This is a genomic window from Enterobacter cloacae complex sp. Mu1197 (genome assembly GCF_040059225.1).
Lineage (GTDB): Bacteria > Pseudomonadota > Gammaproteobacteria > Enterobacterales > Enterobacteriaceae > Enterobacter > Enterobacter quasiroggenkampii.
This window is the reverse complement of record NZ_CP157375.1, coordinates 2,439,550-2,454,586: the sequence shown is the minus strand read 5'-3', so window position 1 is coordinate 2,454,586 and position 15,037 is coordinate 2,439,550. Positions and strand designations below refer to the sequence as shown.

Annotated in this window: 12 protein-coding genes; 5 read left to right on the top strand and 7 right to left on the bottom strand. The window is 58.3% G+C overall.

Going from position 1 to position 15,037, the window contains the following annotated elements:
- Window positions 1-200: 200 nt before the first annotated feature.
- From fdnG to fdnI, 3 genes are read left to right on the top strand one after another with little or no spacing between them, the layout of a single operon-like run.
- A complete protein-coding gene (fdnG, locus tag ABFV38_RS11625; RefSeq protein ID WP_348957289.1) occupies window positions 201-3,248 on the top strand; it encodes a formate dehydrogenase-N subunit alpha in 3,048 nt (1,015 codons plus the stop codon).
- 11 nt (window positions 3,249-3,259) lie between these two features.
- Window positions 3,260-4,144 carry a formate dehydrogenase subunit beta gene (gene fdxH, locus ABFV38_RS11620; RefSeq protein WP_252077086.1) on the top strand — a complete coding sequence of 295 codons (885 nt, stop codon included), beginning with the start codon at window positions 3,260-3,262 and terminating at the stop codon, window positions 4,142-4,144.
- Entirely contained in the window at window positions 4,137-4,793 is a 657-nt protein-coding gene (gene fdnI / locus ABFV38_RS11615) for a formate dehydrogenase-N subunit gamma (RefSeq protein ID WP_025910984.1), read from the top strand. The genes fdxH and fdnI overlap by 8 nt, the downstream gene beginning before the upstream one ends.
- Before the next feature lie 59 nt (window positions 4,794-4,852).
- Here fdnI and ppk2 read toward each other — a convergent pair whose 3' ends face one another.
- Window positions 4,853-5,695: a polyphosphate kinase 2 gene (ppk2, locus tag ABFV38_RS11610; protein WP_348957288.1), complete on the bottom strand. Its 843-nt coding sequence runs from the start codon at window positions 5,693-5,695 to the stop codon at window positions 4,853-4,855.
- A 167-nt stretch (window positions 5,696-5,862) separates the two neighbouring features.
- Between ppk2 and ABFV38_RS11605 the strand changes: the two genes are divergently transcribed.
- Window positions 5,863-6,507, top strand: coding sequence for a Qnr family pentapeptide repeat protein (locus ABFV38_RS11605; RefSeq protein ID WP_208762909.1), 645 nt, complete (start codon window positions 5,863-5,865; stop codon window positions 6,505-6,507).
- A gap of 120 nt (window positions 6,508-6,627) precedes the next feature.
- The gene (araJ, locus tag ABFV38_RS11600) at window positions 6,628-7,803 is read left to right on the top strand and encodes an MFS transporter AraJ (RefSeq protein WP_262777844.1); all 1,176 of its coding nucleotides are present in this window, start codon (window positions 6,628-6,630) and stop codon (window positions 7,801-7,803) included.
- Between the two features lie 6 nt (window positions 7,804-7,809).
- Here araJ and ABFV38_RS11595 read toward each other — a convergent pair whose 3' ends face one another.
- From ABFV38_RS11595 to ABFV38_RS11570, 6 genes are read right to left on the bottom strand one after another with little or no spacing between them, the layout of a single operon-like run.
- Entirely contained in the window at window positions 7,810-8,901 is a 1,092-nt protein-coding gene (locus ABFV38_RS11595) for an alkylhydroperoxidase domain protein (RefSeq protein ID WP_348957287.1), read from the bottom strand.
- A gap of 10 nt (window positions 8,902-8,911) precedes the next feature.
- Window positions 8,912-9,901 carry a putative FMN-dependent luciferase-like monooxygenase gene (locus ABFV38_RS11590; protein WP_348957286.1) on the bottom strand — a complete coding sequence of 330 codons (990 nt, stop codon included), beginning with the start codon at window positions 9,899-9,901 and terminating at the stop codon, window positions 8,912-8,914.
- A complete protein-coding gene (locus ABFV38_RS11585) occupies window positions 9,898-11,505 on the bottom strand; it encodes an ABC transporter ATP-binding protein (protein WP_348957285.1) in 1,608 nt (535 codons plus the stop codon). The genes ABFV38_RS11590 and ABFV38_RS11585 overlap by 4 nt, the downstream gene beginning before the upstream one ends.
- Window positions 11,502-12,353, bottom strand: a complete 852-nt coding sequence (locus ABFV38_RS11580; protein WP_069719176.1) for an ABC transporter permease — start codon at window positions 12,351-12,353, stop codon at window positions 11,502-11,504. Before ABFV38_RS11580 ends, ABFV38_RS11585 begins: the two co-directional genes overlap by 4 nt.
- Window positions 12,350-13,294, bottom strand: coding sequence for an ABC transporter permease (locus ABFV38_RS11575; RefSeq protein WP_023327539.1), 945 nt, complete (start codon window positions 13,292-13,294; stop codon window positions 12,350-12,352). Before ABFV38_RS11575 ends, ABFV38_RS11580 begins: the two co-directional genes overlap by 4 nt.
- A gap of 10 nt (window positions 13,295-13,304) precedes the next feature.
- Entirely contained in the window at window positions 13,305-14,924 is a 1,620-nt protein-coding gene (locus ABFV38_RS11570) for a TIGR04028 family ABC transporter substrate-binding protein (RefSeq protein ID WP_348957284.1), read from the bottom strand.
- Window positions 14,925-15,037: the final 113 nt, after the last annotated feature.

Genomic DNA, 15,037 nt, shown 5'->3' with positions numbered 1-15,037 from the left:
ATCAAAGGAAAAATGTATCGCATTACGCCTGTCGCTGTCGTGAATTATTCTCTTAAGCCGTTAATCAAAAAGGGGTAATGAAATATTGCGGGGGTGACTATTAAGGGGGGGAAGACAGATGACCTTGATTTGACGCAAAAAAATCAGGGGCTTTGCTGTTAGTTTGCGGCGCGAAGTCTTTTCAGATAACGAGGACAACAATGGACGTCAGCCGCAGACAATTTTTTAAAATCTGCGCGGGCGGTATGGCCGGAACAACAGCCGCAATGCTGGGATTTGCTCCCAAAATGGCGCTGGCTCAGGCACGCAACTATAAGCTGCTGCGCGCGAAAGAGATCCGTAACACCTGCACATACTGCTCCGTGGGTTGTGGGCTTTTAATGTATAGCCTGGGCGATGGCGCGAAGAACGCCAGAGAAGCGATTTATCACATTGAAGGGGATCCGGATCATCCGGTGAGCCGCGGGGCGCTTTGCCCGAAAGGGGCGGGGCTGCTGGACTACGTTCACAGCGAAAACCGCCTGCGCTACCCGGAATACCGCGCGCCGGGTTCTGATAAATGGCAGCGTATCTCCTGGGATGAGGCCTTCTCCCGTATTGCAAAATTAATGAAAGCCGACCGCGACGCCAACTTTATTGAAAAGAACGCGCAGGGCGTGACGGTCAACCGCTGGCTGACCACCGGCATGTTATGTGCCTCGGCCGCCAGTAATGAAACCGGCATGCTGACGCAAAAATTTGTGCGCTCTCTCGGCATGCTGGCGGTAGACAACCAGGCGCGCGTCTGACACGGACCAACGGTAGCAAGTCTTGCTCCAACATTTGGTCGCGGTGCGATGACCAACCACTGGGTTGATATCAAAAACGCGAACGTCGTGGTGGTGATGGGCGGTAACGCCGCTGAAGCCCATCCGGTGGGGTTCCGCTGGGTGATGGAAGCGAAAAACAACAATGATGCGACGCTTATTGTCGTCGATCCGCGCTTTACGCGTACGGCATCAGTGGCCGATATCTATGCGCCAATCCGCTCCGGTACGGACATTACGTTCCTGTCCGGTGTGCTGCTGTACCTGATCGAAAACAACAAAATTAACGCGGAATACGTTAAGCACTACACCAACGCCAACCTGCTGGTGCGGGATGACTTTGCCTTCGATGACGGACTGTTTAGCGGCTATGACGCCGAAAAACGCCAGTACGATAAAACGTCCTGGAACTATCAGTTCGATGAAAACGGCTATGCGATGCGGGATGAAACCCTGACGCATCCGCGCTGCGTGTGGAACCTGCTGAAACAGCATGTTTCCCGCTATACGCCGGACGTCGTGGAAAACATCTGCGGCACGCCGAAAGCGGACTTCCTGAAGGTGTGTGAGGTGCTGGCCTCCACCAGCGCTGCCGACAGAACCACCACGTTCCTGTACGCGCTGGGCTGGACGCAGCACACCGTCGGCGCGCAGAACATCCGCACCATGGCGATGATCCAGCTGCTGCTCGGCAACATGGGCATGGCCGGGGGCGGCGTGAACGCGCTGCGGGGTCACTCCAACATTCAGGGGCTGACCGACCTCGGACTGCTCTCGACCAGCCTGCCGGGCTACCTGACGCTGCCGTCTGAAAAGCAGACGGATCTGCAAAGCTATCTGGCGGCGAACACGCCAAAAGCAACGCTGCCGGACCAGGTGAACTACTGGAGCAACTATCCGAAGTTCTACGTCAGCCTGATGAAATCCTTCTACGGCGATGCGGCGCAGAAAGAGAACGACTGGGGCTTTGAGTGGCTGCCGAAGTGGGATCAGGCTTATGACGTCATCAAGTATTTCAACATGATGGATAAGGGCGACGTCACGGGATATATCTGCCAGGGCTTCAACCCGGTGGCCTCCTTCCCGGACAAGAACAAAGTCGTTCGCAGCCTGAGCAAGCTGAAGTACATGGTCATTATCGATCCGCTGGTGACCGAGACCTCCACCTTCTGGCAGAACCATGGGGAATCAAACGATGTCGATCCGGCCTTGATTCAGACCGAAGTGTTCCGCCTGCCGTCCACCTGCTTTGCGGAAGAGGATGGCTCCATTGCCAACTCCGGCCGCTGGCTGCAGTGGCACTGGAAAGGCCAGGACGCCCCGGGTGAAGCGCGCAACGACGGCGAGATCCTGGCCGGGATCTACCACCGCCTGCGCGAAATGTATCGCACCGAAGGCGGCAAAGGCGCGGAGCCGCTGCTGAAGATGAGCTGGCGCTACAAGCAGCCGGATCGTCCCGAGTCTGAAGAAGTCGCGAAAGAGAACAACGGCGTGGCGCTGGCGGATCTGTATGACGCGAGCGGCAATCTGGTGGCGAAAAAGGGCCAACTGCTGAACAGCTTCGCGCTGCTGCGCGACGACGGCACCACGGCATCGTCCTGCTGGATCTACACCGGTAGCTGGACCGAGCAGGGTAACCAGATGGCCAACCGCGATAACGCCGATCCGTCAGGTCTGGGCAATACCCTGGGCTGGGCATGGGCGTGGCCGCTGAACCGTCGCGTGCTGTACAACCGCGCGTCGGCGGACATCAACGGCAAGCCGTGGGATCCGAAGCGCATGCTGATCCAGTGGAACGGGGCGAAATGGACGGGGAACGATATCCCGGACTACAGCACCGCCGCACCGGGCAGCAACACCGGGCCGTTTATCATGCAGCCGGAAGGGCTGGGGCGTTTGTTTGCGCTCAACAAGCTGGCGGAAGGGCCATTCCCGGAGCACTACGAGCCGATGGAAACGCCGCTGGGGACAAATCCGCTGCACCCGAACGTGGTCTCCAGTCCGGTGGTGCGTATCTACGAAGACGACGCGCTGCGTCTGGGCAAAAAGGACAAATTTCCGTACGTGGGGACGACCTACCGCCTGACCGAGCATTTCCATACCTGGACCAAGCACGCGCGGCTGAACGCCATCGCGCAGCCGGAACAGTTTGTGGAGATAAGCGAAACGCTGGCGAAGGCGAAAGGCATTGCCAACGGCGATCGCGTGAAGGTGAGCAGCAAGCGCGGCTTTATCCGCGCGGTGGCGGTGGTCACCCGCCGCCTGCAATCGCTGAACGTGCACGGCCAGCAGGTGGAAACCGTCGGCATCCCGCTGCACTGGGGCTTTGAAGGGGTGGCGCAGAAAGGCTACATCGCTAATACCCTGACGCCGAACGTCGGCGATTCCAACTCGCAAACGCCGGAGTACAAAGCGTTTCTGGTCAACATCGAGAAAGCGTAAGGAGCGATTAAATGGCGATGGAAACACAAGACATTATTAAACGCTCCGCGACGAACCCGATTACCCCCGCGCCTCGCGCGCGGGACTACAAGGCAGAAGTCGCCAAGCTTATCGACGTCTCCTCCTGCGTGGGCTGTAAGGCCTGCCAGGTGGCCTGCTCGGAGTGGAACGACATCCGTGACGAGGTGGGGCACTGCGTAGGGGTTTACGATAATCCGGCGGATCTGAGCGCCAAATCCTGGACGGTGATGCGTTTTAGCGAAACCGAGCAGAACGGCAAGCTGGAGTGGCTGATCCGCAAAGACGGCTGCATGCACTGTGAAGATCCGGGCTGCCTGAAGGCCTGCCCGTCTGCCGGGGCGATTATCCAGTATGCCAACGGGATCGTTGATTTCCAGCAGGACAACTGCATCGGCTGCGGCTACTGCATCGCGGGCTGTCCGTTTAATATTCCGCGCCTCAATAAAGAGGATAACCGGGTATACAAATGTACCCTGTGCGTGGACCGCGTCAGCGTCGGTCAGGAACCAGCCTGCGTGAAGACCTGTCCCACCGGGGCGATCCACTTCGGCACCAAAAAAGAGATGCTGGAGGTGGCGCAGCAGCGTGTCGATAAGCTCAAAGCGCGGGGCTACAACAAAGCGGGCATTTACAACCCGCAGGGCGTGGGCGGTACGCACGTGATGTATGTGCTACACCATAGCGACCAGCCGGAGCTGTACCACAACCTGCCGAAGGATCCGGCGATCGATACCTCCATCAACCTGTGGAAAGGGGCGCTTAAACCGCTCTCTGCGGCGGGCTTTATCGCCACCTTTGCCGGGCTGATCTATCACTACATTGGTATCGGGCCAAACAAAGAGGTGGATGACGACGAGGAGGAGCATCATGAGTAAGTCGAAAATGATAGTGCGCACCAAATTTGTCGATCGCGCCTGTCACTGGACGGTGGTGATCTGCTTCTTCCTGGTGGCGGTATCGGGAATTTCGTTCTTCTTCCCGACGCTGCAGTGGCTGACCGAAACCTTCGGTACGCCGCAGATGGGGCGCATTCTGCACCCGTTCTTCGGGGTGCTGATTTTCGTGGTGCTGATGTTTATGTTCGTGCGCTTCGTCCATCACAATATTCCTGACAAGCAGGATATCCCGTGGGTGAAAGGGATTGTCGAAGTCCTTAAGGGTAACGAGCACAAAGTTGCGAAGGTGGGGAAATACAACGCCGGGCAGAAGATGATGTTCTGGACCATCATGAGCATGATTTTTGTGCTGCTGGTGACCGGCGTGATGATCTGGCGTCCGTATTTTGCGCATTATTTCCCGATTCAGGTGGTGCGTTACGCGCTGCTTATCCACGCGACGTCGGCCATCATCCTGATTCATGCCATCCTGATCCATATGTATATGGCGTTCTGGGTGAAAGGGTCAATCAAAGGGATGATTGAAGGGAAGGTGAGCCGCCGCTGGGCGCAGAAACACCATCCGCGCTGGTACCGTGATGTGGAGCGACTGGAAGCAAAACAGGAAAGTACGGAAGGGATGAAGTAAGACCTGCGCCGTCGGCTTTGCCCGGCGGCGCTGCGCTTGCGCGGGCCTACTCTTCAAAATCAGAACCGCTCCTCCACATACCGGAACGGATATTTTGTGGGTTTGATTTTACCGATTTTGCGTTTCGGTAAATCCACTTTCTCAACGTGTATTTCTTTATACGGGATCTGCGAAAGCAGATGCGAAATAATGTTCAGTCGCACGCGTTTTTTATCCTCTGAACGCGCCACAAACCACGGCGCCCAGGCGGTGTCGGTGGCTTCAAACATGGCGTCGCGGGCGCGGGTGTACTCGTCCCACAGGTTAAAGGATTTAATATCCATCGGCGACAGCTTCCAGATCTTACGCCCATCGTTAATACGGTCGCGCAGGCGTCGCTCCTGCTCTTTCGGCGTCACCTCCAGCCAGTACTTCAGCAGGATAATCCCGGCATCGACCATCGCTTTTTCCATAACCGGCGCGCCGTCTAAAAATTTCTCCGCCTGTTCCTCCGTGCAGAACCCCATCACCCGCTCAACGCCCGCGCGGTTATACCAGCTGCGATCGAAGATCACGATTTCGCCCGCCGAAGGCAGATGCGGCACATAGCGCTGGAAGTAGAGCTGGCTTTTTTCCTTTTCAGTCGGCGCAGGGAGCGCCACAACGCGAAACACGCGCGGGCTGACGCGCTCGGTGATCGCTTTAATGGTGCCGCCTTTGCCGGCACCGTCGCGTCCTTCAAAAACAATACACACTTTTAACCCTTTGGCGACGACCCATTGCTGGAGCTTAACCAGTTCGACGTGCAGGCGGCGGAGCTCTTTTTCGTACTCTTTGGTCTTCAGCACGGGTTTAACCACGCTATCTACACTCGCTTTGGTCACGGTCACTGCTTTGGTTTTATTCTGTTTTGCGTTTCCCATGATAATCCTCATCTCCGGAACGTGTGATGTGCTTAGAAGGAACTAACACTTTGAAGTGTAATGCTGAGTGGAAATCTCAGCGGACTTTTTTCGCAGTCAGGACTTTCTCTTTCGCGAATCGCTGGTTAAAATGATTAAAAATAACTGTATAAATAAACAGGGTTGTTATGACATTGATTGTTGAAGGCGAAAAAATTGGACGTAACCGTTTTACCGGTGAAAAGATTGAAAATGCTGTTTTTCGTCATTGCGATTTCTCTGGCACAGATTTGACTGGCACAGCATTTATCGGTTGTCAGTTTTACGATCGTGAACGCCAGATCGGCGGAAATTTTAGCCGGGCGCAACTTAAGGACGCGATCTTCAAAAGTTGCGATTTATCCATGGCTGATTTCAGAAATGCGAATGCATTAGGCATCGAAATCCGTGAATGCAGGGCGCAAGGGGCTGATTTTCGCGGTGCCAGTTTTATGAACATGATCACCACGCGAACCTGGTTTTGCAGTGCTTATATAACAAAAAGCAACCTGAGCTATGCCAATTTTTCGAAGGTGGTTCTGGAAAAATGCGAGTTGTGGGAAAACCGCTGGAACGGCGCGCAGATCCTGGGGGCAACTTTCAGTGGTTCGGATATGTCAGGCGGCGAGTTTTCTTCATTTGACTGGCGTGCAGCAAATTTCACACACTGCGATTTAACCAATTCGGAACTGGGTGAACTGGACGTGCGTGGCACTGATTTACAGGGCGTTAAGCTGGACAGTTATCAAGTGTCGCAAATTATGGAACGCCTTGGCATCGCGATTATCGGCTGACAATATTCACAGCCTGCGCTGTATAAATGGATTAACGTGTCAGTCTGCCAGTTTGAACTGGCTCACCATACAAGATTATTCAATAATGCCCGTTGCGAGTGATTAACCCGTGGTTGAGGTATGAAAAAGACAATATTTTCGTTGGCGCTTGGCACATTTGGCCTGGGCATGGCCGAATTTGGCATTATGGGCGTGTTAACCGAGCTGGCGCATGACACCGGTATTTCGATTCCCTCCGCCGGGAATATGATCTCGTTTTATGCCTTCGGCGTGGTGATTGGCGCCCCGATTGTGGCGCTGTTCTCAGGCAAGTTCTCGTTAAAAACCACGCTGCTGTTTCTGGTTGCCCTGTGCGCGGTCGGGAACGCTCTGTTTACGTTTTCTACGTCATATTTCTGGCTGGCGGCCGGGCGCCTGATTTCAGGTTTTCCGCACGGCGCGATTTTCGGCGTCGGGGCGATTATTCTGTCTAAAATTGCGCCGCCGGGGAAGGTGACGGTCGCGGTGGCCGGGATGATCGCCGGGATGACCGTCGCTAACCTGGTGGGCGTCCCGCTCGGCACCTGGCTGGGACACCAGTTCAGCTGGCGTTATACCTTTTTCCTGATCGCTCTGTTCGATGCGCTGGTGATCCTCTCGGTGCTGATCTGGGTGCCGGACATCCATGACAAATCAGAAATTAAACTGACCGAGCAGTTCCAGTTCCTGAAGAAACCGGAGCCCTGGCTGATTTTTGCCGCCACGATGTTTGGCAATGCTGGTGTATTCGCGTGGTTCAGCTTCGTTAAACCGTTTATGGTCAATGTTTCTGGCTTCTCCGAAGGCATGATGACCATCATCATGATGTTGATGGGCCTTGGCATGGTGTTGGGCAATCTGTTGAGCGGTAAGCTTTCGGGGCGTTTTAGTCCGCTGCGCATTGCGGCAACCACCGACATGGTGATTGTTGCCTCGCTGCTGCTGCTTTTTGTCTGTGGCGAACTGAAAACGGCCTCGCTGGTGATGGGCTTTATCTGCTGCGCCGGGCTGTTCGCGCTCTCTGCGCCGCTGCAGATCCTGCTTCTGCAAAATGCGAAGGGCGGCGAGATGCTGGGGGCTGCGGGCGGGCAGATGGCGTTTAATCTCGGCAGTGCGATCGGGGCGTACTTTGGCGGGATGATGATTACCCTCGGCTTTAGCTGGCGCTACGTCACGCTGCCTGCGGCGATACTCTCGTTCTCGGCCATGAGTGCATTACTGATCTACGGTTACCTGCGTGCCAGACAGGCTCAGGCTAACGCTCGCGCGCTAGCCTGATTGAAGTCAGGCAAGCCAGGGCTCGCCCAGGGTCAGCATCAGGCGGTTGGCCCAGGCGAAGAACGCGGCGGACTGCACCAGATCAAGCTGGGCTAAGGTGTCCAGCTCCTCTTTTTCCAGCGCGGCAAGGTGCAGCGGCGTGGCGGCAGGCGGGGTTACCGACAGCGCTGCCGCAAAATTAATCTCCGCCTGCCAGCGCGCAGATTGCCCCTCGCTCAGGGATTGTCCTGGACGCACGGCCAGCAGGGCCTCTACCGCCGCGTCATCCTTTGACAGCTGGCTGGCTTTCCGCGCATGGACAGATGCGCAGTAGATGCAGCCGTTAATTTTACTGGCGACCGTTGCGGCCAGCTCGCGCTCGGCGCGCGGCAATCCCCCCGGCGTATAAAAAATCCCTTTATCCGTTAGCGTGCGCTGTTCAAGCACCGGCAGGTTGCGCCCCAGCAGGCGGAAATAGTCGGAATCGGTGTGGCCAAACTTCGCCAGTATAGCAACCTCGTCATCACGAAAATCCGCCAGCGGTTTGGCGGCGATCCACGGCTCCCAGCCCAGTTCCTGCTGGGTGAAGGCGACGGGAGCCGCCTTTCCGGTGGCCGTGGTGGCGGTCGTGTGCCAGACGCCTGCCGCCACCGGCGCATCGCTTGTGGCGACAGGCCTGTCGTTCAGCAGCCGCAGCCCGGCAATCAGTCGGCTCTGGAAGCTGACAAAGGCGATCAACTGCGCCAGAGTCACGATGCCTTCCTTGCTCCATCCCGCCTGGGTCAGCGCCCTTAACGATGTCGGCGTGGCTTCGACGGGGGAGAAGGTCAGCAGGCGCGCGAAATTGAGCGCCGGGGTCAGACGGTCTGAGGTCGGGTCTGCCAGGCCAAACCCCGCATAGTGCGCGGCCAGCGCCTCCGCGTTGTGCCACCTCGCGACTTTTGCCGCGACGGCGAAGCGCTCGTCCAGCGCAAAATCGCTATCCTGCTGAGTAAATAAGATTTCGTAGCTGCCCTGTGCGTGGCGCGTGGCGGCGTCCCGCGTGGCGCGCGCCTCTGCCAGAGGGGAACCGGGTTTAATTTCCGCCAGTTCGGCGAGAATGTCCTGACTTAATGACATAGGTATCTCCTCAATGGATATGGGGGGCAATATGTTCGGCGATCAGTTCGATGGAGCGCAGCGTGTCTCGATGGGTGGGCTCGACCGAATGGACCTGGAATGAGATGTCCGTGGCGCGCCGGAGAACGGAATCGGCCTGCAGCGAACGCAGCACCGTCTCAGGCGAACCGATATGGGCGTCGAACTGGCGACGAAAATCTGTGACAGTGTCACCTTTAACCACGTGTCCGGCAGTGCGATGCTGCTGGGCCTGTTTCGTGAGACCCGGCGTTGCAACTTTCAGCGCATAGTCATCGCTGTCGGCGACGAATGCCGTACGAGAAGCCAGAATGCGCGGTGCGGTACCGGCGGGCAGCGCCTCAAGGTAGGCATCCACAATTGGGTTCTGGATCGCGTCAAGCGTTAAATCCAACTGGTCTGCCGGGCGCGGCTGCGTGCGGGAGAGCATTAAACCGTGTCCGGCCCGCGCGGCGCGAACGGCACCGTCGACGGAAAAGGTGGCAATCCAGATCCGGTCAGCGAGCTGTGGCGCTGGCGGGTAAAGATGGTTATCCGGATGGGTGAGCGAATCCCCGCGCCAGGCGCTCTGGATCACATGTAGATGGTCGGCAAAAGCCGCGCCGCGCTGTTCAAACGTCAGTCCGAACGGCAGGAAAGAGGTCGGTGTGCCGCCCGAACCAAAGCCGACTTCGAGACGTCCATCGGCGAGTAAGTCCAGCACGGCGGCATCTTCCGCCACACGCAGCGGGTTTTCCATCGGCAGGGTAATGATGGCCGTACCCAGCCGAATGGTTTCGGTATGCGCCGCAACGTGGGCCAGAAACAGCAGCGGCGACGGCAGGCCGCCTTCATTCTCATGGAAGTGGTGCTGCGCAATCCAGGCGCTGTCAAAACCGTGGCGTTCAGCGTGGCGGATCTGTTCTGTAGCCAGTCGATAGCGCTCTTTTGGCGTGGCATCGTCAAGCAGGCGGGTGAAAAATCCCAGGCGTTTTCGCGTCATGCGAACTCCTCCGTAGCGGGTGAAAAATGGGGAATGGCGGCAATCAGCTCGCGGGTATAGTCGTTCTGTGGCGACGTGAATAAGGTTTCGACGTCACCGTGTTCGACCACCTGACCGCTGCGCAGCACCGTGACGCTGTGGGCGATCCGGCGAACGGTGGAGAGATCGTGCGTGATGAACAGATAGGTTAATCCCAGCTGTTGCTGCAGCTGCTGAAGCAGAGCCAGAATTTGCGCCTGTACGGTAACGTCCAGCGCGGAAGTAGCTTCGTCCAGCACCAGAATAGTCGGCTCCAGGATCAGCGCACGGGCGATGGTCACGCGCTGTCGCTGCCCGCCTGAAAGCTCTCTGGCCGTACGGGTCAGGAGTTCGACGGGCAGGGCAACCCGCTGCGCCACGGTCTCCACCCGGGTCTTTCGCTCCGCCTTAGCGAGGCGAGAAAAGTTCTTCAGGGGCTCTTCGATGATGTCAAACAGCGTCTGACGCGGGTCGAGAGAGGCGAACGGGTTCTGGTAGACAAATTGGATCTTCTGGCGCAGCTGACGGCGGGCCTCGCGGCTGAGCGCGGTGGCATCAATGTCATCAATAATGACCTGTCCGTTATCCGCCTGTTCAAAACCCAGCAAAATACGGGCGAGAGTGGTCTTCCCGGAGCCGGACTCACCGACCAGCGCATGGGTGCTGCCGCGTCTGACGTCAAACGTCACCCGATCCAACGCCTGAAGCTGATGACCTTTACCCAGCGAGAACCGTTTGCTGATGGCGCGGGCGCGAATGGCCGGTGACGAGAGCGGAAGACCGGCTACCGGGGCGATGGTCAGGCGCTGGCCCTGGAGATCGCTCAGTAGCTGACGGGTGTAGGCGTGCTGCGGCGTGCGAACGATGTCGGCGGTGTCGCCGTGCTCCTGAACCTCACCGTTGCGAAACACCAGCAGCCTGTCTGCGCGCTGAGCGGCCAGGGCCAGATCGTGGGTGACAAACAGAACCGCAGTACCCGATTCCCGGCGCAGGATATCCAGCAGATCAAGAATGCGTTTTTGCACCGTCACGTCCAGCGCGCTGGTGGGCTCATCGGCAACGATCACGTCCGGGCGCAGGGCAATGGCGATGGCAATCAGCACGCGCTGTTTCATCCCGCCGGAGAGCTGATGCGGATACTGCGTCATGCGCTGTTCGGGGTGGCTCAGGCCGACCTTTCTCAGCAGAGCGAGCACCTGCTCGTCGCGCTGGAGAGCCGTTACCTTTTGGTGCAGCTGAATAATTTCCCCGACCTGCACGCCGATCGTCTTCACCGGGTTGAGTGAATTACCCGGATCCTGCGGAACCAGGCTGATTCGCGCCCCGCGAAGGGTATCGAGACGCTTCGCTGACCACCGGCTAATCTCCTCGCCGTTGAGCACGATTTTTCCCGCATCGCGCCGGGCGTTATCCGCCAGCAGGCCAATGATTGCCTGTGCCGTGGTCGTTTTGCCGGATCCGGATTCGCCGACAAAGGCCAGCATTTCCCCTCGCCTGAGGGTAAAACTGACGTTATGTACCACCTCGCGCCACTGGCGCGCGGTACGGTAACTGATGGTCAGGTTTTCTACCGAGAGTACGGTCATTTCAGACCTCCGCTGAACTGCTGGCTGATACGGTTGGTGGCAAGCACCACGGCGATGACGACCACGCCGGGGAAGGTGGTTAGCCACCATGCGGTAGAGAGATAGTTACGGCCTTCGGCGATCAATAAACCCCATTCCGGTACGGGCGGCGGGGTACCGTAGCCAAGAAAGCTCAGCGTGGAGAGGGCCAGGATAGCCTGACCAAACTGCAGCGTGGCAAAGGCGAGGACGGCGGTTAAGGCATTGGGCAGGATGTGTCGCCACAGCACCGCCAGGAACGTCCCGCCGCTGCCGAACGCTGCCTCGACATAATCCGTATGGCGGATGCGCACCACTTCACCGCGCGCGAGGCGGGCGAAGCTGGCAATGGAGGCCACGCCGACGGCAATCGCGGCATTAACGGTGCCAAACCCGAGCAGAATAATGACCGTCAGCGAGAGCAGCAGAGACGGAATGGATAGCAGCACGTCGACAAAACGCATCAGGAAAGACTCGACGCGTCCGGCGAACGCCCCGGCGATCACCCCCAGACCGGTGCCCACCACCAGCCCCATCGTGACGGCAGCGAGTGCGGCGCTCAGGGAGTGGGACGCACCATACACAATACGGGTGTAAACATCGCGGCCAAGCTGATCGGTGCCGAGCCAGTGGCCCGCCTGCGGCGCCAGACGTTGCGCTCCGGCGATGCCCTCAATCGGGCTGTAGTGGGTTAACAGGCCGGGCGCCACGGCGGCAAAAAGCGCAATAATAATGACCGCCCATGCCAGCCACAGTCCCGGCTGCCACGCGACGCCCTGCCAGCCGGGAACGCGTTTTCGCGCGGCGGCAGCGTAATCGACCAGGCTCATGATGCACCTCCGGTAACGGTTTGCAGACGGGGATCCAGCAGCGGCATCAGCAGATCCACCAGCAGATTGATCAGGACAAAACCGAGGGCGGAAATCATGACCACCGCCTGAAGCACGGCGATGTCCTGGTTATTCACCGCCTGCTGAGTCAGCTGCCCGAGCCCGCTGCGGCCAAAAACGGTTTCGGTGATCAGCGCCCCGGCAATCAGCTCGCCCAGCAGCAGCCCGGCAATGTTCAGGACCGGCAGCAGGGCGTTGCCGGTGACGTGACGCCACAGCACGGCGGTTTCACTCAGCCCTTTAGCCCTGGCCACGGCGACAAACGGCTGCGTCGCCACCTGGTCGAGGCTGCGCATCAGGATTTGTGCCAGCGGGGCGGAGATCGGGATCGCGACGGTCACGATCGGCAGGATCAGCCCCTGCAGCGGCGTCGGGTTAATCACCGGGATCAGCCGCAGCTGGAAAGAAAAGAGCTGGATGAGGGCAATCCCCAGCCAGAACGTCGGTAAGGAGATAAACAGGACCGGCAGAGACTGTAGGGTATTACTTAGCCAGCGCAGACCCGGCAGGCGCGACGCAAAGGCCAGCGCAAACGCCAGCAGGACCGCGAGTAAAAAGGCGGGCAGGGCGAGGCTCAGGGTATCCGGCAGATTGCTGGCAATCAGCTCGCTGACCGGCACCCCGGCCTGTAACGAGTAGCCGAAATCCCCGCGCAGCATCGCCAGCAGCGTGTGGCCGTATTGCTGCCACAGCGGGCTGTCCGCGCCGTAGGCTACGCGCATCTCCTCGATTTGCGCCGGGCTTAAGCCCAGGTCCGGGTTCTGAAATTTAATCAGCACCGCGTCGCCCGGCAGCACCTGGAGCAACACGAACGAGAGGGTAAAGGCGGCCCACAAGACCAGCAGCCCGTGCCCAAAACGTTGAAGAAGTGCGTGGCGCATCGTCAGCTCCTCAGTGTTTCTCTATCCACGCGCCGTAGAACGACGGGCGGCCGACCGCTTCAAAATTGACGCCTTTCAGCCACGGCGCACCGGCAAAGACCTGCGGCTCTTCGAAGATCGGAATGACGTAGGCGTTATCCAGCAGGTAACGTTGGGCATCGCCGGTCAGCTGCAGGCGTTTTTGTGGATCAACCTCTGAGGAGATATTCACCAGCAGCGCATTCAGCTTGTCGTCACGGAAGCTTTTGACATTGTCGCTGGAGCCGCCTTTTTGCAGCAGGGCGTCGCGGTTAGCGGGGTAGAACATGCTTTTCACCACGTCCGGATCGGCGCGGCCCACTTCGGAGACGGTTAACGGGGTTTTCAGCGGATCAAGGTTATCCAGCGTGCGGCTGCCTGCGTCGCCGGCTTTCACGCTCAGCGCCACGCCCACCTGACGCCACTGCTGGGCAACCAGCTGCAGCACCTCTTTATTTTGTGGCTGCGGCAGGGATTCATATACCGTCAGCGCCAGCCGCTGTCCATCTTTGGTGCGGATCCCGTCGCTGCCTGCTTTCCAGCCTGCCTCGTCCAGCAGCTGGTTGGCTTTTGCCGGGTCAAAGGACAATTTGTCGCTGAGATCGACAAAGCCAGCGGCGGAATCGGCAATTACCGACTTCGCCTGCGGATAGTTAGCCGAGAAGAGGGTCTCGACCACCTGTTTTGCATTCGTGGCATGCAGCAGCGCCTGGCGCACGCGAATATCGGAGACCAGCGGGTTATCCGGGCGGAAGCTAATGCTGTCGTTCACCCCGCGGGTCGGGGCGGCGTAGATTTTATAGCCCTGATCGGTCGCCTGCTTTTCGTCATATGCCTGCACCTGGCGAATAAAGTCGGCCTGACCGGCCAGCAGGGCGCCGACGCGCACGCTGTCTTCCTGAGTCACGATAAACTTGATCCCATCAAGATTGGCTGGCCCCTGTTGCGCCAGATTTATGGGCCCCCACTGGTAGTCCTTACGCGCTTCCAGCGTCACTTCGCGACCCAGCTTCTCGTCCTTCACCACAAACGGGCCTGAGCCAATGATATGCCGGGCGTCACCCAGCTCTTCAAAATTGCGCTTGAGCGTGCTGAGCGAGACCAGGCCCGACCCGATGGTGGCGGTGCCCTGCAGGAATCCCGGTGACGGCTTTTTGAAGTAGAACTTCACGGTCAGCGGGTCGACCACTTCACTGCGATCGTAGTTATTGATCACTTCTGACACCGGCAGGCGCTGCGCCTTGTTACCTAAGCCGTAGGTATCAAAGTTTTTTGCTACGGCGTTGGCGTCCAGCGGCGTGCCGTCGGAGAAGGTAATACCGGGACGCAGTTTAAAGGTGTATTCGGTTTTATCGGCATTGGTGGTCCAGCTTTCGGCCACCCAAGGTTCGACCTGCAGCGTCTTTGGGTTCTGCCACGTCAGTTTGTCAGTAATCTGGTTCAGAATACCGCCGTTCGGGTAGAAGCCGCCGGCAGGCGGATAGAGGTTGGTGTGCGCCTGTTGCTCCAGATAAATCAGCGTGCCGCCTTTAACAGGCGCATCCGCGGACCAGGCGGCGGTGGTCGTCAGAATCAGCGCCGTCAGCAGCGGCAGACGAAATGGGGTTTGCATGGTGAATTCCTTTGTTATCTTCTTGTTAGCGTCGGATTCATCATCGGGCGCAGGGGAAAACAAGGGAACAAAGGAATTAAGATAAGGATTGCCGGAAACTGAAAATATAAACG